The 22,387-nt window shown below is 45.5% G+C and carries 9 protein-coding genes and 1 tRNA gene; 1 reads left to right on the forward strand and 9 read right to left on the reverse strand.

Going from position 1 to position 22,387, the window contains the following annotated elements:
• Positions 1–149: 149 nt before the first annotated feature.
• Positions 150–1,010, forward strand: coding sequence for an EamA family transporter (locus tag M3661_RS31040; protein WP_251486385.1), 861 nt, complete (start codon positions 150–152; stop codon positions 1,008–1,010).
• A gap of 266 nt (positions 1,011–1,276) precedes the next feature.
• Here the strand turns inward: M3661_RS31040 and M3661_RS14910 are convergent, their stop codons facing one another.
• The 9 genes from M3661_RS14910 to M3661_RS14950 form a co-directional block, all read right to left on the reverse strand.
• Positions 1,277–2,038: a FecCD family ABC transporter permease gene (locus M3661_RS14910; protein WP_251486386.1), complete on the reverse strand. Its 762-nt coding sequence runs from the start codon at positions 2,036–2,038 to the stop codon at positions 1,277–1,279.
• Between the two features lie 2 nt (positions 2,039–2,040).
• Positions 2,041–2,181: a hypothetical protein gene (locus tag M3661_RS14915; protein WP_251486388.1), complete on the reverse strand. Its 141-nt coding sequence runs from the start codon at positions 2,179–2,181 to the stop codon at positions 2,041–2,043.
• Between the two features lie 347 nt (positions 2,182–2,528).
• A tRNA-Leu gene (locus M3661_RS14920) sits at positions 2,529–2,615 on the reverse strand.
• A 152-nt stretch (positions 2,616–2,767) separates the two neighbouring features.
• On the reverse strand, positions 2,768–6,598 hold the full coding sequence (locus M3661_RS14925; RefSeq protein ID WP_251486389.1) for a condensation domain-containing protein: 3,831 nt from the start codon (positions 6,596–6,598) through the stop codon (positions 2,768–2,770).
• A 25-nt stretch (positions 6,599–6,623) separates the two neighbouring features.
• Positions 6,624–9,095: a condensation domain-containing protein gene (locus M3661_RS14930; protein ID WP_251486391.1), complete on the reverse strand. Its 2,472-nt coding sequence runs from the start codon at positions 9,093–9,095 to the stop codon at positions 6,624–6,626.
• 16 nt (positions 9,096–9,111) lie between these two features.
• Positions 9,112–12,966, reverse strand: coding sequence for an SDR family NAD(P)-dependent oxidoreductase (locus M3661_RS14935; protein ID WP_251486393.1), 3,855 nt, complete (start codon positions 12,964–12,966; stop codon positions 9,112–9,114).
• A 26-nt stretch (positions 12,967–12,992) separates the two neighbouring features.
• On the reverse strand, positions 12,993–15,965 hold the full coding sequence (locus tag M3661_RS14940; protein WP_251486394.1) for a type I polyketide synthase: 2,973 nt from the start codon (positions 15,963–15,965) through the stop codon (positions 12,993–12,995).
• A gap of 5 nt (positions 15,966–15,970) precedes the next feature.
• A complete protein-coding gene (locus tag M3661_RS14945; protein ID WP_065293376.1) occupies positions 15,971–16,270 on the reverse strand; it encodes an acyl carrier protein in 300 nt (99 codons plus the stop codon).
• Between the two features lie 14 nt (positions 16,271–16,284).
• Complete coding sequence (locus M3661_RS14950; protein WP_251486395.1) at positions 16,285–22,374, reverse strand: thioester reductase domain-containing protein; 6,090 nt, start codon at positions 22,372–22,374, stop codon at positions 16,285–16,287.
• Between the last annotated feature and the right edge of the window lie 13 nt (positions 22,375–22,387).

The raw sequence follows: 22,387 nt of genomic DNA on the forward strand, positions 1-22,387 counted from the left end.
GAGCAACAATGGGCAAAGGCTAGGGCACATTTGGGCAAAAGCAAGCAATAAGTGCTTACCTCCTTGACGGAGATAGCTTTGTGATCTGTTGCTAATGAGATTTGTTTCATAGAATACATATTGTTATTTATGGTTTGGAGGATTTTTAAATGTGGATCATCTATGCTTTTGGCGCGGCTCTGTTTGCAGGTTTAACGTCCATACTTGCGAAAATCGGAATTCAGAACATGGATTCCAATCTGGCTACTGCCCTTAGAACGGGGATCGTTGTCATTTTTGCATGGGTAATTGTATTTGCGGGAAACTTGCATCATGCTCTATTTGACATCAGCTCAAAATCTCTTTTCTACCTTATTTTATCAGGACTAACAACCGGCGCGTCCTGGATTTTCTATTTCCGAGCGCTGCAATTAGGAAATGTGAACGTTGTCGTTCCCATTGATAAATCAAGCACGATTATCACCATGTTCTTTGCAATCATCTTGCTGGGTGAACCAGTCACCGTGCTCAAAATCATCAGCATGGCGTTAATTGGTATCGGAACGTATATGATGATACAAAGACAAGATGCGAAGGAGTCCGCAGACAAAAACAGGATATGGATTTGGTACGCAGGACTCTCTGCTTTTTTTGCAGCAATCACGGCAATTTTAGGAAAAGCCGGGATCGAGAATGTTGATTCCAATTTAGGTACCGCTATTCGAACGATCGTCGTGTTGCTTATGGCATGGTTGATCGTATTCGCCACGAACAAGCAAGGCGGAATCAAAACAATCGACAAAAAGAGTTGGATTTTCATATCCCTGTCCGGCTTGGCTACCGGTATGTCCTGGCTGCTCTATTTCAAAGCATTGCAAGAAGGACAAGCGAGCATCGTAGTACCTATCGATAAATTGAGCATACTTGTGACGATTATCTTTGCATATTTTGTATTCAAGGAAAAATTGTCTATGAAAGCTTTTATAGGTCTTATTTTGCTCATTGGTGGGACACTGATGCTGCTGCTATAATCGATTTTTCAAATCATGAGTCCACAGATTTTTCAAGGGGTGCTTGTTAGGGCACCCCAAATTGACAACAAAACCATACAAGTTTTCGTTTTCATTATTCTCATAGGCTTGTCTTTGACAGTTTACAATCTACGTTAGATATGCGATTGCCAGATCCCCGTTAATAGGATTGGAATAAACCTCACATTCAACTTCGTATACCTGCCCTATAAGCTCTTTGGTTAGTATCTCCTTAGGATTTCCCGAAGCTATGATCCGTCCTTCCTTCATGACGTAAAGAAAATCACAATATCAGAAGCTAGAGAAAGATCGTGCAGAGCTGCGAGAACACCGACCCCCATATCCTTCGAGATCACGCGAGCAGTCCAGAAGGTTACAGAACGTATACCCTCTGCATTTTTTGCAAAATAAATAATAAAGTTAGAAAAAGCACCGCATAGCGCGTTAATTACAGTTCCAGCTAAAATCAATTTCACAGAGGATGTTTTTCCTCCGATGCTGGCAAGCCCTAGCACCAGAACCGCTGCAATCAATGCACCAAGGAATGCCCAGGTGGCGACTCCAAATTCTCCGAGAATCCCCCCTATGCCAAAACCAACCATTATCGAAAACGTCGCTCCTAACGATGCGCCAGATGAAATTCCCAATATAAAGGGATCGGCCAACGGATTCTGTACAGATGCCTGCATGACTGTTCCACAGAGCGCCAGTCCCGCACCAACAACCATGGCTACCAGCACTCTTGGGAATCGGATTTGCCAAATGACATCCGTAAACATTCCGTTTGTGCTCCCATCGATGGAATCGATTTGCATTCCGCTCATGTGATCCACCAGTATCCAAAAAGACTGTCGAAATGGAATGGAGACTTGTCCAATCGATACTGCAATGACCACAGATAAAGCAACTGCAACAATATGCGTGAATACCATCGCAGAAAATACGGCTCGTTTTTTTACTATATTTTCAACAGATAGTGAATTGCTTTGTGGTTCTCTCTTATGTGTCATATGGGTTATGGGTGTCACGCCTATTCTCCTTTATATAGTTCGGGATGAACAAACTTGGCAACATCCTCGTACAAATCTACAAGTTCAAGACTGCCGCGGATGGCATTCGTATAATCAGCGACCATGACATGCTTATTCTTAATCGCCGTTACATTCCTCAAGCTCGGATTAAGGAGCCCCTTATTTTTTGCCGGATGTTTCCTTGTTCTCTTGTGCTTGATGAGAGCAAGCTGTCAGCATGACAGTGCATAGGATTACTACGACTAGAATAAGCGTACTTTTATTACACATAATATTCCTCCTTCATCTATTGATAATCATTATCAATAATAATCATTATTAGGGATATAGGCGCTATAACTCTACCTATTGAGGGAGGATTTTTCCTTGCAAAAGGAGCAAAAACATATACAGGCAGCCTTGTCATATTCCCGCTCTTTAATCCGAAAACAAAAAAAGGCTCCTATTCTGCTGATAACAACAGAATAGAAACCTGTAATTGAAAAGGTGGTGCGGTCAAGAGGACTCGAACCTCCACGTCATTGCTGACACTAGAACCTGAATCTAGCGCGTCTGCCAATTCCGCCATGACCGCATATTATAGTATGTAACTGCCAAATCCGTTAATACGGAGTCAGTAATCATTACTATACACGGTCGATCCAATTGTGTCAAGCAAACGTTGTGGAAGATGTTCGATATTTTTAACAAGCAAGCAAACTGGTGTTACGTGTTAGCGATTTACGATTAAAAGCTATAATCTTCTGCTCGATTTCTCCCCTCACCAACCAGAGCAGCAGCCTGCTCCAACGGAAGCTGATTCACGGAGATATCATCATGCTCAATCACATAATTTAGCATATATTGATAAGCTTCGATAAACTTCTGAACGGTTGACGCATAAAAGAGATCAGTATTATATTCCACGAGCCCAGCTATGCCGCTGTCCTTCTCATACAGCATCAATGTCATTTCGAACTTGGCAGAGCTGGATTCTAGCTCCATCAGAGTCATTCGCGCCTCATCGAAGCCCATTTCCTTCATCGCAAAGTTCTGGAAGACGAACATATATTGCACAAGCGGCGAATATGCGGCATCGCGCTGGAATTCGATGCTGCTGATCACCTCTTCAAAAGGCAGCTCGACATTGGCGTATACGTTCGCTATCATTTCTTTATTTTTGGACAGGACGGCTTTGCAGGAGCTCTCTGGCTGAATCACAGTTCGCATGGCAACGGTATTTGCAAAGAAGCCTACCGTTTGCTTCAGTCGCTCGTCGAATCGATTGGATACGGGGACTGCCACACAAATGTCAGGATCATTGCTGTAGCGATACAGCGCTAGGGCGAACACGGTTTCTAAAAGCATAAACAAAGTCAGGTTATTGCCTTTGCAGTACGCTTTGCATTTTTCAACCGTGTCAGATGTCAGTTCAAATTCAATCGAGCTTCCGTTAAAGGTCTGCATCTGCGGACGTTCCTTATCCACTGGAAATGACAAAAGGCCATTGATGTCCTTCAGTTCTTTTTTCCAAAATGCCGCCTGTCTTTGCGCCAACTCACTGCTTAGGAAACGGTTCTCCCATTCAGCAAAATCCACAACCTGCAAGCTCAGTTCCGGTAGAACTGCACTCGTTATTCCTTGACTATATTGGGAATAAAAAGCCGCCATGTCCCGTCCAAAGATCGCCATAGAAGAGCCGTCTGCTGCAATATGATGCATCGTAACAAACCACAGGTGCAAATTATTATCTGCTTGAATCAATTTGCTGCGTATAGGGATTTCGCGGAACAGGTCGAATTCCTGATTCCAAGCGGATTTCATTTCCTTGATGATGTCATCGGCAGCTTCGCCTCTTCGAGCTTCGTATTCGGATGTAAACGAATACTCATCCAAAACCTTTTGATAATATACTCCATCCTTTTTCACATAAATCGTGCGCATGATTTCATGCCGTTCAATGACCTTTTCCAAACTATATTGGAAAGCATCCATATGAAACGCACCTTCAATTTTAAAGATAAAAGGCATGTTATACAGCGATCCCTGATCCACGTTTTCCAAAAAATAAAGCATCCGTCTCTGATTATAGGAGACGTTCATTAGCTCTTTACGTACGGCTCGTTCCATTTGCTTATCGTCCGTTGAACTAGCAGATGAGGCGGCACCAGAATGATTCATCTGGTTTTTGATGTGCTCCTCCAGCAATTGAATCGTCGCATACGTATAAAAATCATCAAAATCCAGTTCCACGCCTGTTTTCTGCTTAATTAAGTTCGTTACACTAATCGTCATTAACGAATTGGCGCCTAAATCAAAGAAGTCATCGGACTCGCCAATTTCCTCCATATCAAGTTCATTGCACCAGATATCTTTCAAAAATCGCTTCAGCTCCTGGCCTTCATCTATTGCAGCCTCAGACTCAACGTTGCGAACAGCCACCTTGCTCCGCAGCTTTTTCGGCCATGCCAAGGTTTTTCGGAACGGATAGGTCGGCAAATGCACCTTCACCTGCTCCTTAGTCGAGTAGTATTTCTCCCAATCGATATTGACACCAATGTTATACAAGGCCGATAATGCATCCAAAAGTGAATAGTCATCGCTAATTGCTCTCACGACGTTCAGCGCATGATGGTCATGCCGGGATTGTAAGCATTCGCTCAGCTTCCCCCTATCGCCCATTTCTACAAAAATAAGCGCTTCATGTTCCGTTTCAAGCAATTTCGTAATGTATGCTTCAAATCCTTGGTGATTAAAGGCTCCATTGCTGCTCCTAGCAATTTCTTGCTCGGCTTGATGCAGGGAAATCTTGTTCATGATGAAATCGATAGCTATATTCCCAATGCCCGTACCTAAGAGCTTATGAGGAGTGATTCCCCATACTTCGAACTGATGGTACAGCGCAATATAGCCAATCAATTTCAACATATCTTCATGCTCTAACGTGATTTTGCCTAGCAGATCCTGATAGACGGTGCGGAATACAGTATATTTTTCGTTCAATTCCTGCAAGGCATGTTCATCGAACGAAGCATCTCCTGACAGTAAAAATACCATTTTCGATGCTCCCGCTTCCGTTGTAGAGACCGGGCTATCTAGGAAATCCATAAGCTCCATCTTATTTTTTACTTTTGCGGATACGCGATACTCATAGTCGTTTCTGCCTGCATTTAATGTGAACCCTATATCTCCAAGGGAATAATGCGCAATCCCCGCCTTTAGCTTCTTCTTATAATCTTCTACAGCGTCTTTTGTTTTCGCGCTAATCGTAATGAAGTATTCCTTCTCAGAATCTATTGTACAAAAGTTGGTTTTGTTCTCCTCCAACACAAGATGGACATTGGTGCCGCTAACACCAAAGCCACTTATTCCCATCATTTTCGGCTTATGCTCATCCCAATGCTCGACCTCCGTAATCGGGTACACCGGAGCATACTCGAAATCGATCAAGCTATTGATCTTTTTAAGCTCGCGCAGCGGATATTTTTTATTGTGCTTCATCGAGATGATCCCTTTAATCACACTAGCAATTCCTGCCGCTGATCCAAGATGCGAGAAGTTCGTCTTCAAGCTGCCAATCGGACAAATTTTCGTTTTATCCGTGTATTTCCTGAACGCCTCAGTAATCCCCAAGATTTCAATCGGATCGCCGATTTTAGTCCCTGTGCCATGTGCTTCGATATAGCCAATATCCTCAGGGTGAATATTCGCTTTCTCCCACGCCTTCAGGATAACTTCAGTTTGTGCCGCAGCACTTGGTGCCGCTAGGCTGTTCGATCGCCCGCCGTCTTGATTGGCGGCAACAGAACGAATGACCGCATGAATCGGATCCTTATCGCGGACGGCGTCTTCATATCGCTTGAGCAAGACAAAGCCGGCGCCTTCTCCAAGATTAATTCCATTCGCACGCTCATCGAAGGTGCTGCATCTTCCATGAGGAGAAATGAGACCCAGTACATCCGTCTCCGCATAGTCGTCATACTTCACACGGAATTCCAGCGTAATCCCTCCAGCAAGGGCCATCTCCGTTTCCCTGGCATTCAGCCGGATGCACGCTTCATATATCGCATACAACGAGGATGAGCATGCCGTCTGAACGATGGCCGATTGACCGTGCAGGTCTAAGCTGTACGAGATTCGCCCTGCCATCGAATCGAGAAAGTTGCCGATCATCGCGACACCTGATGCATCCTCCACGTAATCATCATAAAAATGGCTGTTGTGTGCTCCAAGCACGACAGAGGTGTTGCTGCCTCTTGCTGCCTCCAAGCTGTATCCAGCGTTTTCAATCGCTTCACATGCTAATTCCAATATCATTTTCTGTTGCGGATCCATGTAGGCAGCTTCCTGCTTGGAAAGATGGAAAAAGTCATAATCGAAATATTCCACGCCGTCGATATAAGCAACCTCAAAATACTTTTTGTCCGGATCTAATCCGAGCAAGTCGCGTCTTGTATCACTAAAAGGCTTAACGCAATCGTTCTTGTTGACAAAGATGGAGTCCAGCTCGTCCAGATGCTGAATGCTGGGGAATCGTCCGCTCATTCCGATGATTGCGATTTCTTTGAAACTTGACATGCAGTCTATTCCTCCCTTCATTTTATTAAAATTTGCAGCTTTCTATCTCGCATCTATTTTCCGATACAGCTTGCTCATGATGATCCAAATGTGCAGCGATTTCATGAATCGTATTGCACACGAACAATTCAGCAATGTTCACATTCGTATTGAATTCCTTGTTCAGCATATGGAGCATTTGAATAATTTTGATCGAGCTTCCCCCGGCCTCAAAAAATTTCTCATGTAAGCCGAACGTGCTGTCATCCCCCAGGATTTGTCGCCATATCGCAGTAACTTTTTCTTCGGTTTCCGTTTTGTTCAGCTTGGGATACGTATATTGATCATGGAATGTCGTATGATGACAATCGATGGTTCCGTTCGCCATCGGAAATGGTTCAACAAACTTGAAAAGGATATGCTCGCTGCTGTTATTGCGATCTATCCGCTCAATTGTTTCCTTGCTAAGCTTTTGCCTGCTATGTGTGCTGAATAGGAGATGGAACATGTCTCCATCTCTTGGTTGAACGATGACGACATCTTTCACATCGGGTTGTACTTGAAGCTCCTTAACCGCTGATACCAGCTGCTTGATATTCTTGTTTATTCGACTCCCATGGATGTCTTTCGTTCGATAGGTCAATGTAGGAGGTACCGGAAGAATATCCAGCAGCTCAGTTGGATATAGCATCAAATCGCCGTCATAAAAAAGAATCAGGTGATTCTCCTTTGTCAATTTTAGTTCGCAAAAGTCTAGCTGGTATTTGGTTCGAATGGCTTCTTGCGACTGCTTCAGATCGATAACGGCATGATTGAACAATACGACCCTTGACTTATGCGGGATAATATCAAAGCGGCCATTCTCATCGATGCAGCCTTTCTCCCCTGTGGCATACCATGCATTCCCGCTTTTGAAATAAATATCGCCTTCAAATCCGAGCGGAACGGAGTGGTAAGACTCGTCGAGCAAAGCCAGCTCTGCATGCATAACCGCTACCTGCTCTTCGCGAATATTGACTTCATTCAATAATTTCTTAGGACAGTAGGTAATTTCATACGTTTCAAGCTTTGCCCGTAATTCCTCCACATTAGCCAGCCCACAGCAGTTGATCGGCTGATTGATGTCAAACACTGCTTCCCGGATGAAATGGATATAGGCGTGAGCAATACTTTCGATCCGTTCTGGGGAAAACAGCTTCGTCGAATATTCGAATTGAATGTCCAAGCCCTCGCCGTTATCGGCCACAACCGCGCATAGATCAAGCTTGAAATCATTCGTGTTATCGCGGCTAAGGGTATGGATGATGACATCGCTGCCATCAATCTGAATGGACTCCCCTTCCGCAATGCCGCTGAACAGTTTTTTGCTGTGAACAGCAAAAATAATCTGGTATAAAGGATGAACATGTTCCCTTCTTTGAAAAGCTACATTTTCGATGACATCGCTTAGAATCACATTCGAATGTTCCATGCTCTCGAACATTATGTCTTTTACTTGTTCCATCGCTTCCTTGATCGTTGCTTGCTCCTCGTAAGCAACAGGCATGACAATCACGGACGCAAAATCTCCTACCAAATTTACATATCTGGAATCGTCTCTGTTCGCTAAAGTTGTACCAATATTCATCATTGATTTGTTCGCATATCGGCCCAGCACGATGGTGAACAGGCTAAGCAGAACGGTATGAAGGTTGCCCATTGTTTCCTTTGCGATCTTTTTAATACTGTGCGTCGTCGCAGTGTCCAGTGAGAACACCGAAATCGAAGACCTTGCCTCTTCCTGCGAGCATCTGTCATATACGGTTGGCAGATCTAAATAAGAGTCCGACTGTTCCAGCTTTTCCTTCCAATAAATCAAGTTGTTCTGCAGCTTCTGCTGCATTCGCGGCGCGTGCTCATGCATAATGTAATTAGCATATTGATAGGCGCTTTTCTCCAGCTTCCTCCCCGAATACGCTTCAATGATCAGCTTGCATACGAGCCCATCTGACCACCCGTCACTAATTAAATGATGGACGGCGATCAGCAGCAGCTCTACATGTTGATTCACCCTAATCATCTGGAATCTTATCGGATTCTCTTCTAATAGATTGAAGTTGCGCAGGCAAAACTCTCTTTCCTGTTCTCTTATCACTTTATCTACCTCTTGTTCCGGCAAGTGAGAGAGGTCAACCTCATCGATAGCAGGCCGGCTGTCTTTATCCATATACTGATAAGGGGTACCCCCAATTTCCGCATATTTAAATAAAAAAATATCTTGCGTTTCCCAAAGCTGTTGAATAGCGGCCTTGATCTTCTCAGGGTTGGTACGATCGGCGTTGTACTTGAACTCGATTTTAAATGTTGGATTGTAATACGGATTTTCCTTTTCGAAGTCGGCGCAATATACATACCACATGCCTTTTTGATTATTTGCCAACGGAAAAATGCCGTATTCCGCACCGCGTTCCTTGATCGTTTCTATAAATTTTTGCTGTTTATCCTCCGGCAAACGATTCATTCTTTCGATCAGATTCATGACCGCTCTTCTCCTCTCAGCCTCTCCGATTTTTGCGCAGAGCATGTTTTTGCTGCAATCTGTCTCGATTTTTGCTCGTTCTATCATTGATTTCAGTAATATCATTCGGAGTACAATGCCCTGATAAATAAGCAGATAATTCGTATATATTCGGATATGTCATAAGATCGATCGGTTTGATATCAACCTGAAATTCGTCAGCAATATGCTGTACGAGTTGGAAAATGGTTAGTGAATTGCCTCCCACATCAAAAATATTGTCCGTCATACTTACTCCTGTAATGTTCAGCACTCGTTCCCATATCGCGATCAATTTCTGCTGTTGAACGGTCAGGTTCGTATTCGAGACAAAGCTCCCCTTTCGGATGGAACAAACGAGACGTGCAGCAAGCTGTGGATCGAGTTCGTACACGATATTTCGTACCTTGTTCCTATCTCCCTCATCCTGTACCAGAATGAGCAGCTTCATATAGTAGGGGTCAACAATCCTGCACTTCATCTTCATAGAATCCCTGTTGATTCCCACATAAGAGGAATGAATATGATGTTGGAGTATATAATCGAGATAATAAATTCCATGCGCTGCTTGGAGCTCTTGAAAGCCGCCAAACACTGCCGAACCAGATTCTCCATATGCGTTCAGTCCGGTCTGACGCCACATGCTCCAGCTTGTGCACCATACTGCTTCTCCACAATTCCTCAGATATTCGCAGTAATTGTCCTGGAACGTATTCGCCAACGCATACGCCCCCATCCCTCGCCCTCCAAACTGAGCTGTAAGCGAACTGAATACGATCATGACCGCATGCTTTTTCTGACGTCTGATCTTCTCCAGATTATGCGTCCCTAACAGTTTCACAGCGGAAGCAGCCATGAGATTTTCGAGGGTTTCGTTTTCTAACGCATGTACGGACATATTGCCAAAGAATTCTCCCTGCCCCACTGCCGACAATTTCCCAGTAAGATTGAATATGGCCGCCAGTTCCATATTCCATGCCGCCTCCGCCTTCGCTATAGCTGCCAATACTTCTTCATATTCGGTCACATCAGCCTTGACATACATGATGGATGGGGACTGGTTTGCAAGCTCCGCATAACCATTGCTATTCTCTGCCGCCTCTACATCTGATGAACCGATAATGAGCAGCTTGGAATTGTATGTTTGAATTAAATAATTGCACACATGCAGGCCGACCCCGCCAAGCCCTCCGGCAACAACAATTAGCCCGTTTTGCGGAATTATCGGTTCCGGTTCTTTACGCTCATTCACCTTGAGTGTTTTCATGGCTGGAACGTAGCGTTTTCCCTCGCGATATAAGACGATTTCATCTTTAATCGATACATCTGCTTCTGCTTGAATCGAAGCTGCATCCAGTTCATCAGCATCCACAAGCCGGCAGCATAGCAGCGGATTCTCTAAAGAAGCCGTCTTCAGCATTCCTGCCAAATAGCTGTGATTCACGCGGAATACTTGATCGAATCGGCTGACCATAGATTGCTTGACAGGAAATAGCACCGTCCGTCTCTTGGTCGTTCCCATTAGCCCCTTCATATATCGATGTGCCTTCGCCAATGAAGACTGGATGCTTTGCTGCGAAATCTCCGCAACAGCTTCTTCCTCATAGAAATAGAAGTCCACTAGAACATCCTGTTCGCTTCCATCGTCAGCTTCCTCAACCGTGCAATAATGGACACTTTTCTTTTCCAGCACGGAACAGATATATGCTGTGGCATTTGCCACATAGATCTTCCCCATTGGCTTATGCCCAAGTTCTTTTCTGAGCCATTCTTTCTTCACAATCACTCCTGTATTGTTGACTGCAATTTTTTGCAGAATATCATTGAAGTCACCATTGAGAAATTTGGCTTGATACTGCTTCCTTTGCTTTTTCCCGATATCCGTTCTCTCTGCGCTTTGGCTTGAAATGGGGATGACATAGTCCGGATTGAGCAGGCACTTTTCTCGAATTTGATTTTTTATCAGGAGCACAAGCTCCTTCAATTGTTCGCATTTCGTCTCCTGTGTCAGCAGGCTTTCATCCTGCGGTGAGAAGAACACCAGCACCAGCTCGCTGCCGTCCAGCCTATTTTTAACGGAGGTCGCTGCTGTAAACGATGCGTTCACTTCTGGGAGGTCATCCACGGCCGCTTCAATGTCTTGAACAAAATAATTCAGGCCATTGAGAATAATAATGTCCTTTTGTCTGCCGGTCAGGATCAAATTATTATTGCGTATATAGCCCATGTCTCCGGTAATGAGATAGCCGTCGGCGGTAAAGGACTCGCGATTCGCAAGCTCGTTCTGATAGTATCCGCCCGTAATCGACTCGCCTTTTCCTTGCACATAGCCGATTTCCCCCTCTTGCAAAAGATCACCCTGCTCATTGACAATCCGAATCTCCGCCCCTGGCATCGGTGTGCCGACAGGCAGCAAGTTGTCTTCGTCGCTGCTCCCGCGATACGAAAAGTCTTGATAATACGTAATGCAAGAGGAGGTTTCCGTCATCCCGAAGGCCGGCTTCACTGCCTCTTCAGGCAAGGCGTACTTTTCCAATCGCTTCAGGAACTTTCGTAAATTTTTGCTATTATTGGATTCTCCGCCAGCGAACATATACTTGAGTCTAGATAGATCCCACCCGTAATCGACGTCATCCTTCAAGTAGTTGTTGACAAGCGCATAAGCAAAGTTAGGCGCCCACGTAATGGTAGCTTTGTAGGTATGAGCGAGCTCAAGCCACAGCAACGGTTCGTTCAAAATCAGCTCTGTATGGACTTGCACTTGTTGAATATCCAGATATACATCTCTGATGTGCGACCAGATCAGACCTGCGGCATGCGTCAATGTCATCCAGTTCAAGTCAACTTCGCGCCTGTCAAGTCCGTTCAACTGGATTTCGCCCAAGGTTCTGCCGAGCATATTTTTCTGGCTTAGCGTAACGCCCTTCGGCACTCCGGTACTTCCCGACGTAAACAAAATTAAGCTGATCTCATCACGATGCCAGGAATAGGGTTCGAATGGAGCCTCTCGCTTCCTTTTCAACTGTTCGATGGAGATCGCCTTGACCTGTTCAGAATCGTCCACATCCATCCGGAGGATTTCATCATGCAGCCGGTTCGTGGTTATCACATATGGCTTGCTCAGATGCCGCCAAATATGCTTAAACTTCTCGGTGTGCACATTATTCGCCCCGTAACTGTCCAACACGCTCAAGGGGGCAGGAATGACCCCCAAGAGCAAGCATGCCCAAAAACATTCGATGAAGGCTTTATTGTCAGGTAGCTGAAAAATGACGACATCCCCTTGCGTAAGACCATACTCCTGCAACCCATTGGCGAGATCGGCTGCCTCCTTGTACAGCTCCCGATAGCTTTGTTCCTCTACTCCATCTTTGTCGACGTAAATGATGTTCTGGGTACTGGAAGCCCGCTGTTGGAACAAGTCAATCAGATTTCCAATCGCATGATCCTGAACCAGTAGGCCATTTGAAGCAATTGCCGGTCTCTCGCCTTTCGTCTGTTCTTCCTCAGCCCTAATCGGCTTTGCTGGGATACGTTCATCAAAAGCAATGCCCTGTTCCATATTGTCATAGGCAATAGCCATCTCTGCCTGTATTCCAGCCTCAATAAATCGCTGCTGAAGCTCGGTATAAGTCCGGGAAGAGATATAACCCATCCCTTCGAGCTTCGCAGCATCCAAGCAGCCCGATTCATTCCTAGGGATAAATGGGAGCGGGATGTATTCATACATCGGATCACATGCCATCACATGCTCCAACGGCACTTCTTTATTCGTACTGAAATAGCATCTATCTGCTTCTAGCTGATAATCTCGGATGAAATCTAGCTTTTGCAGCTCCTGTACTATCCTCATATCCTTAATCTCCTATTGAATCCCCATTACATTTCTTTGAACATATCATCGATGCTTCGTGAAGCAAGCTGCACTTCTTTCTCCTCAGGAACCTTCTCCTCCGCAGTCTTGGTTGCCAGAAGATCTGACAAATCCGCTATCGTTGTAACCGTGTATATATCCTTGATGGACAGCGTCTTGCCCAGAACCGTTTCAACTTTCGAGGTAACCATCACGACAGATAAAGAATCGAAGCCATACTCATACAGATCATCATAGATTCCTATTTTTTCGATCCCCAGCACTTCCTTGAAGATATCCACTAACGCTATGTCTGTTGCATCTCTGCAATCGGAAGCAGCTTCCTCCGCTTGTACCTCCGGCTCCTTACTGCCTTCCTGCTCCGTGTCCGAATAGACGACGTTTTGATTGTCTCCAACTACATGTTTTTTGTATTTCCAATATGGTTTTCTGTCAAATTGATAGGTCGGAAGGGATACTCGATATGGTTTTTCGTTATATAGTTTGTCCCACATAATTTCCACATCTCTGCAGTACAGTTTTCCTACAGCATGCAGGAGTCCTTCTCTCGCATTTTTGGCCTTCGATTCCTTCAAAGAAGAGACAGCATATTGCGCGGAGTCATTCGCAATCGTTTTGCGAATGAGATCTGTCAACTGATCGGATAGTCCCATCTCGATAAAGATAGCGTTATGCTTAGAAGCAATCTCCTTCACGGCTGAATGAAACGTAACCGGATTGATCATCTGGTCTATCCAATAATCAGTCGTGGCCATTTCCTGCTTCTCTATCAATTTCCCTGTATAGGTCGATACGATCGGAATGCTGCCTTCTGCGAAATGGACGCTCTGAAGCACCTCTCTATATGCATTCTCGATTCGTTGAATGGCAGGACAATGTCCGGCTCGATTTACAGGCAATCTGGTGAATCTAATGCGATTTTGCTCCAGCGCCTCAATGAAACGTTCCATATCCTGATCGAGTCCGGATACTAGGAATCTTTTTTCACCATTTTCGGCCCCAATCGTTACGCCATCCGTTAATAGAGCTTCAAGCTTGTCCTTCGTCAAGGCAACTCCCAGCATCGTCCCCTCAGGAAGGGTATGGAACAAACCTGCCCTCTTCCATAGAACCTCAAGCACGATTTCAAGGGTAAATATGCCGGAAATGCAAGCCGCGATATATTCCCCAAGGCTATGGCCAAGCAGAAGATCAGGTTGAATGCCCAGCTCTATCCACAATTTCGCCAGCGAGTATCCGGAAGCAAAGGTAATGAACATCATCGCCAACTGATGGTCTTCTGCCTGATTGTCAGTCCCGCTAGCAAGATAATAGGGCTTGTAATCCTTGCCAGCTATCGCATGTACGATGTGGAAGCATCGATCCATTTCTCGCCGGAAAATGACATTGCTTTCGTATAATTCTCTGCCCATGGAATCACCATGGCTGCCCGAACCGGAGAAAGCGAAGACGATCTTGCCAGCTTTCACAGGCGACGTTTTTTTACTTTTATGCGCTTGTTCCAGCTTCTCGATCAAGGCTGCCTTATCTCTGCATACCGCATAAAATTTATGCTCAAAGCTTCCCCGTCCTGCCTGCAGCGTATATGCGGCATCCTTGAGATGCACGTCATGATGCTTGAGGTGATCTGCAAGCTTCATGCAATTGTTCAGGAGCGAGGTATCCGTCCTGCCGCTAATGACGAACAGTTCTTCTTCGGCGGTATAATGATGCTCCTCCTGTTCATGCTCGCTCAAGATCGCAATCGCATTGGCGCCGCCCATTCCAAATGAGCTGACTCCCGCAATTTTCGGACTTTCTCCTTCCCAAGCTCGAAGCTGGTCATTGACCACGACGGGACAATCTTTATCCAGGAGCTCCGCATTCGGATGATGAAAATGAATGCTAGGCGGCATTATCTTCTTGTTCAGCATCAAACTTGCTTTTATAAAATTAGCAACCCCCGATGCCGAGCTCGTATGTCCAATATTGGATTTCATCGAACCAATATAGACCTTTTGATCCGCCGAATTAGGTTTGAAGACATTTTTCAGCGCTCTTAGTTCAACCGTATCCCCGAGCACTGTTCCCGTTCCGTGGGTCTCGAAGTAACCGACCTCTACTGGCTTCACATTCGATATCAGCAGCGCATCGCGGATAGCCTCCTCTTGCCCTTGAACACTGGGTGCTGCAAACCCGACTTTGCGGTTGCCATCATTATTCAAATTTGTTCCCTTAAGGACACAAATGATGCGGTCGCGGTCGCTCAAGGCGTCTTCCAGCCGCTTCAATACGACAAGCCCTTGACCCGCCGCTTTAACTAATCCATCTGCATCCGCATCGAAGGCCTTCACATAGCCGCTTCTCGAAACCGTATTGTCAAAGCAATTGCAGCCCTCCTGCTCCGGCTCCAGACATACGCCCCCTGCTACCGCCATATCGCATTCATAATTGAGAAGTCCTTGGTACGCATAATGAATCGCCGCCAGCGACGAAGCACAGGCATATTTGGTCAATACGCAGGGCCCTTGCAAATTCAGCTTATAAGCGATCAGCGTGCTGAACGTTCCGTCAAAATGAAATTCGTTCAGGTGAAAATTTAAATACCAGTCCCCTTGTTCTCTCATTAAATAATTCCATACATATAAGTGCTCATCCGTCGTTGAATACAAGCCGATCTTCCCTGCGTATTTATGGCTGTTATAACCTGCGTCCTCTAGCGCCTCGTACACGCCCTCCATCAAAAATCGTTGCTGCGGATCGGCATTCATGGCCTCTCTTTTATTGAAGCCAAAGAAATCAGCATCAAAGTCTGCAATATTGTCCACCTTGCCATACGCAGCCACATAGTTCGCTTTATACTTGCTCTGATCTCGTGTAATGCAGTCTTTGCCTTGCACGAGGTTATCCCATAATTGCTCCACATTTGCCGACATGGCGAATCTTGCCGACATGCCGATCACGGCGACATCCAAGCTATTTTCAGCGTGTTCATTCATCGGCTTTATCCTCTCTGGCGTCTATTTCTGAGATTTTTCCGTGCCGTAATAGCTGTATCCCCTAAATTATCGCCCTTCGGCGCTTGTTCTCCTTCTTGAAGGTAGGCAATCAACTTCTCTATGGTTGGATAGGTCATCATATCGATCGGGCTAATATTCAGTCCATACCGTTCTCTGGCCTGTTCCGAAATTTTATAGATCATTAAGGACGAGCATCCGATGTCAAAAAAATTCGCTTGTTCCGAAATATCGTCATTCCCAAGGTTCTCCTGGCATAAAAGCAGCAATTTCTCTCTCAATTCCATTTGTGCTCCCCCATTCATGAAAAGAAACCAATCTCATTCAAATAGTCATATGTTTTACGAAATGTCTCGAAGGTCATTCCCTCAGAGTTCACATTCCGAGCTTTGAGAAGATTGCTGGTAAACGCTGAACTCACTTCGACTATGCTCGCATTTTCTAGTTGCTGTGCCGCTGGAAATGCGCCCAGAATAGACAATAAAGCCATGTCTTTGTGATGGCTGGCATACTCTATTAACTCCACAAGCCAGCAGTCATACGCAGTTGTTTGCAAATCAGGCTCAATTTGTTGAAGCCAGGCCAGGATTTGGGGTACACAAATTTTATCGTATGCCAGATTATATACCTGCCCCTCTTGATGGTACGGCCGCTGGGCAAGATCAATAATAACCGCAGCCAATGTATCGGCAGGCACAAGGTGAAAGCCTATCTTCTCTACTGCAGGCAGCTTCTTTAACTTCAGACTGGCGCTGATTAACAGCCAGAAAAAGTCCTTCACTTGGCATCTTCCCCGCTGGGTGTCCCCCGTCACCGTTCCGATGCGGTATATCCTGCAAGGGAGCCCTTGCTCGTTAGCATGACCAACAAGGCGATCCGCAACGATTTTCGTAAGCGTGTAACCGTTCAAGTGAGCAGCAGCCTTCAGCTCAGGCTTTGTTCGCTCATTTGCAATCACTTCTTGATGATAGGGAAGACTATCGTAAACGGTGTATGACGAAATATAATGCAGTGGCTTTACTTTTCTATGGCAGGCAAACCGAATCACTTTCCTCGTCCCCTCAACATTGATGTCTCTTACCTTCTCATAGGGGGATACAAAATGAACGTCTGCTGCGGCATGCATAATGACGTCAATCGTTTCAGACATGTGGTTATACTCTTTTTCCGTCCATCCAAGATGAAGGCTTGAAATATCCCCCTTTAGACAAGTGACCCGCTCCGCAATGAACTCATCCTGCAGCCCGTATGTGTTGAGATTGTGCCGAATTCGTTCCTCTGCATCTGCTTGGCTTTTCGCTCGTACAAGACAGTAAATATGGCAGGTCGTATTTTTGAGCAGCTGAGTTAATAAATAAGCGCCCAGAAAGCCGCTTGCCCCTGTTAATAGCAGATTCTTGTTCTCACTTCCCCGTTTCGCAGCTTGCAAATAGGCTTCAATTGGAAATTGCAGCTCTGCATCACGCCGCAGCATTTCCTCCAGTTCGTCCGCATGATGCGATTCCTGCTCTGCCACCTGTTCATCACAACGCTGGATCAGCTTGATAAGCTTTTCTATCGTGCTGTTATTGATCACATCCTGGAATGTAACCACCGCACCGAATTGATCCAGAATGGAAAATAGCAGCCTTGATATCAAGATCGAATTTCCGCCCAGATCAAAGAAATCATCATGTATGCCTACAGATGATAGCTTCAATACGTCTTTCCATATTTCCATCATGCGAATAGAATTTTCCGATAGATGCTCCTGCTCTTCCTTGATTCCTGCCGAGCTTGCAGCTGCATGCTGCAGCACGTGATATTGGATATCCTGTAGATGAGGTGAGTTTCTCGGAATCTCAACCACCTTGCTGTACTTGACAGGCATTGCTCCCCCTATTCTTGTTCCGATAATCCTCTTTACGCTTTCTAGCTGATCGCCTGTGTAATACACCTTAAGCTTGGGTTCGTATTTATCATGAAGCAGATAATGATTCTTTTTCGCGTGTCGATCAATCCCAACCATCGCATTGTGAATATGATGATTCAGGATGTACTCGAGGTAACGAAGATTGTCCTCACCAGGTATTGAGAAAAAGCCGCTCGTAGACGAGACTCTGCGAATTCCCTCCGGAATGTCTTTGCTCATCCCGATATCTGCCCAAGTGCTCCAACTGATGCAATAGGTCTCTTTTCCCCAATTGTTTAAGTGCCTGCAGTACATATCCTGAAAGCTGTTGGCTGCTGAATAAGCCGATAAGGATGTCCCGCCAAAATATCCATTTACCGAACCGAACATAATAACAACCGCATTCTGCCTGCTCTCCCGCAATTTCTCTATCGCAAGACTGCTGGTTACTTTAGAGGTCAAGACCTCTCGTATGCTGAACGGTGTTTCCTGCTCGATACGATGGCTCTCCATAGCGCTCCAATGGGGATCGCCCTTCTCGGAAGCAGAGATTTTACCCGCTAGGTTTATGAAAAAGCTTGTCTTCTGCCCAAATATCTGTTCACATTCCAACAGCACAGATTCCATCTCATCTACATTTTCAATATCGACTGGCCTGTATAGCACATTTGTAGACATGCTGCGCAGCTCTTCCAGTATCAGCTGCTTTTCTGGCTCCAGCCCACTGCTGCCAAACATAATGAGCTTCGCGTTATAATTGGCTACAAGATGCTTGGCAAGCACTCTGCCGATGCCCCCAAGTCCGCCCAGCAGCAAGATGACGCTGCCGCTTGGGATAAGAGGAGTTGAGAAATCCGTTTTCTTGATGCTTTTGAGAATGGATGTATACCTTTGCCCATCTCGATACGATACTTCTTCTTCTTTGCTGGCGGATCGTACTTCTTCTATAAATGTCGCTGGATCAAAGACATCAAAGTCGATCAATCTGCATGATTTATCGTAATGCTCAATATTGAAGCTTTTCACGAATCCCCTTAACATGCTATTCGTCGAGGAAAAGAAAGTATCTCCCTTCCTAATCAATGCATGGGTTGAAGGGATGATCAATTTCAAATTTCCGCTGCGTTTAGACAATCCGGCCAAGTGTGCCAGCATACTGCATGCAAATTCGATAGGGTCTTCTTCACTGTATTCCAGTGCTGCTAGGTCAATAATGAGCCGTTCCACAATATCCGGTATATCCTGTTCACGATAAATGTTCACATTCAACCCGGAATGCTTGAAGAGGCGAATCGCGAATTCCACTTGATCCGCTATGACTGCAATAGTTTCCGATGTGTTTCGCGTTCTCGCCCCTGTACGATTCTTCCGCTGCCAATGCTCTTCGACGATATATCGTTCTTGCCAAGAGCTCCCTTCGATTCGCTGCAACATAGGCAGATATTCGCCGTTCCAGAACGCTTTTCGATACTTATTTCTCTGTTTTTTCCCGAGCTCTGTCCGAATCGATTTTTGGTGCGAAACGGGTACCACATAAGTCGGGTTCACCATGCACTTTGCTCTAACTTCTTTTTTTATGTTGGAAACGATCTCTCTTAGTGCAGCTACATTCTCCAATACGCTTTCATCCTTCGGGCTAAAAATAATCAGGATCTCCTCTTGGCCGTCCTTGTTCGTAACCGAGGTCGCTACGGTAAAAGAGGCATGCACGTCTTCAAGTTCGTCCACCGCAGTCTCAATGTCCTGAACGTAGTAGTTCAATCCATTGATAATAATGACGTCTTTGGCCCGCCCCGTCAGGATGATACGATTATCGAGGATGTATCCCAGATCGCCTGTCCTAAAAAATCCATCTGCCGTAAATGCATCCTCATTCGCCTTCTCGTTATTGAAATATCCTTGTGTTACTGCCTCTCCGCGCCCTTCTATGTGACCGACTACGCCTTCCTTTACGAACTCACCTGCATCATTCACGACTCTGAACTCATGGCCTGGAGCAGGTGTTCCGATCGGTACAAATTTGTCGTCATCGCTTGTACTGCTAAGTGCGAAATGATTGTTGTAAATCATGACTGAGGTCGTCTCCGTCATACCGAAAGCCGGCTTAACAGCATCTTCCGGAAGTTGATATTTTTGAAGCCTGCTCACAAACTTCCGCAACGTTTTGCTCACATTGGCTTCAGCCGTAGCAAAAATGGATTTCAGTCGGGATAAATCCCACCCATAATCCTTCGCATCCTCAAGCTCATTGGTCACGAGCGCATACGCGAAGTTCGGTGCCCACGTGATCGTGGCTTGATACTCATTCATCAGGGAAATCCATAACAGCGGATTCCGAAGTATAAGCTCGGATTTCACTTGAATTTGAAGCATATCGAGATACATATCTCGAATATGCGTCCATACAAGGCCCGCGGCATGCGTTAAGGTCATCCAGTTCAAATCCACATCATTGTCATTGAATCCATACATTTCAATTTCGGCCAAGGTTCTGGCGAAAATATTTCGTTGACTAAGCATGACACCCTTAGGCACTCCCGTGCTGCCGGACGTGAACATAAGCATGCAGGGCGCCTCCATTTCCCACTCATACGGCTCGCACTTATACACATCGCGTGGAATAGATGCAAAGTCAATAATTTTCATAGGAGACCTGCCGGCACCGTCATTCATCCTCGAAATGGGCTCCACCAATTCCGGTGCGGATACGATGAACGGATCTCCCAGAAGTCCATAAATGTCCTTCAATTTTTGAGTGTTTACGTTTTCCGCGCCATAGTCATCCAAGACGGCTAACGGCGCAACAACGGCGCCAATCCAGATACAGGCCCAGAAAATCTCTAAATAATCCTTATTGCTCGAAAGCTGAAGAATGACTTTGTCATTCTCTCTAACACCCATGGCGCGAAGACCTCCGGCCAAGCGGCGAGCCTCCTCGTACATCTCCCGATAAGATTGCGCGAGCCTGCCTTCCTGCTCGATATACACAATTTGCTGAGTTCCTGCCGCTCGCTTTGCAAGCAATTCTGTCAAATTCGCAGTATGCTGCTTCTTGTAATCCAATGCCCCGGCATGGATGTAAGCATCGACTGGCGAACAAGGTGAGCCCTGTTCGTCAGTCGTCTCTATGGAGTCTATGACCCGATCCAGGGATGGCAGTACTAAGCATGGTTCCGCATTTTGAAAAGCTAACTGTATCGCATTATCAATTCCCAATTCATGAATTTCACTTCGAACAGCGTTCAGCTTGGAATAAGAAATACCATTCATCTTTGTGAGCTTAGCAGTATTCACTTGACCTCGCCCATCCCTAGGAAGATAAGGAACCTCCGTATATTCCCAGCCGGACCATATCCCCGGGAGCGACGCGCACAACATTGCATCCAGTTCGTACGCGGATTTATCAGAATTCGCCACATAGTAGATGTGCTCCGAATCGACGTAATAGTCCTTGATAAATTCAATCGCAGTCAATTCTTTTTCTACGATTGCTGTATGCAGATAGGCTCGGTTTTTATACAAAATCGGCCAGGCACAGCCAATCGATATGATCGTTCCATCAGGCTCCATAACCCCGCGGAAAGGTGTGGCAACAGTGCTCCCATCGGTAGTTTCGGCAAGAGAACCGATCGCATGGTAGGGCTGGTACTGTCCCGCTTCGTTGATAACGCTAACTTGGATATTTTTGATCGGCTTAATTTCATGATGCAGACTTCTTTTCCCGTTCACGATAAAAGGTTTCGCGGCGGACAGCCATGTCACGTACGGAAAGCCATAATAGTTTAACCATTGAATGGAGCGATCTGAGAACGTCTCTTTCCTGCTCGCATACTCCATCAATTCATTTCCATACGTAATCAAGGTTTTATTATGATGATTTCTTTTCCCCAACATTTTATCTACTTCTGCTAATGGCATGATTACGGTCGTTATATCCTTGAGATCGATATCCGCATCAATATGAGCAATCGACAGATTCCCGCGCATACATACAGGCAATGCCCAGATAAAGCTGAAGAAATCCTTGTTGTTTTCATAAAAAAAGAGGGTATTGGAGCAGTCTGTCTTCCATACGTCTTGATGGAAGGCAACCCAATTATTCATCTTCGCCTTCGGAATCAACGTAGTGGACACATAGTCAGAAAGCATAATATCTCCGATTGATCTACTGTCCGAAGTCACTTGCCGTCCAGCGATCACACGTACATCCGCAATCACCACATTCGGTATAGCAAAACGTTCGCCATCACACGCATCATCCGTAATTAGCAAATCGATTGGAGCAGCAGGAGTATGCACGCTGTCCAGAGGAAGCACTATCCCTTGTAACTGAAACACAGCACAACAAGCCGCCATAAAATGAATAACATCCTCGATTTTGACGGCAATGACCTTATGGGCAATCTCCTGATCCTGCAACAAACATTCGAATTTACCTATCAATTCTGCGAATCGCACATCAGTAATCGAGTCTGTCTTACATGTGTGGATTGGAATCATGGTCGTATACGCC

Origin of the sequence: Paenibacillus sp. MER 180 (genome assembly GCF_023713665.1) — a bacterium.
Lineage (GTDB): Bacteria > Bacillota > Bacilli > Paenibacillales > Paenibacillaceae > Paenibacillus_B > Paenibacillus_B suaedae.

Excerpts from the sequence above, each read along its gene's own strand:
- M3661_RS14940 (WP_251486394.1), bottom strand. The coding sequence starts at position 15,965 with ATGAATGAACACGCTGAAAATAGCTTGGATGTCGCCGTGATCGGCATG.
- M3661_RS14935 (WP_251486393.1), bottom strand. The coding sequence starts at position 12,966 with ATGAGGATAGTACAGGAGCTGCAAAAGCTAGATTTCATCCGAGATTAT.
- M3661_RS14925 (WP_251486389.1), bottom strand. The coding sequence starts at position 6,598 with ATGTCAAGTTTCAAAGAAATCGCAATCATCGGAATGAGCGGACGATTC.
- M3661_RS14930 (WP_251486391.1), bottom strand. The coding sequence starts at position 9,095 with ATGAATCTGATCGAAAGAATGAATCGTTTGCCGGAGGATAAACAGCAA.
- M3661_RS14945 (WP_065293376.1), bottom strand. The coding sequence starts at position 16,270 with ATGGAATTGAGAGAGAAATTGCTGCTTTTATGCCAGGAGAACCTTGGG.
- M3661_RS14950 (WP_251486395.1), bottom strand. The coding sequence starts at position 22,374 with ATGATTCCAATCCACACATGTAAGACAGACTCGATTACTGATGTGCGA.
- M3661_RS31040 (WP_251486385.1), top strand. The coding sequence starts at position 150 with ATGTGGATCATCTATGCTTTTGGCGCGGCTCTGTTTGCAGGTTTAACG.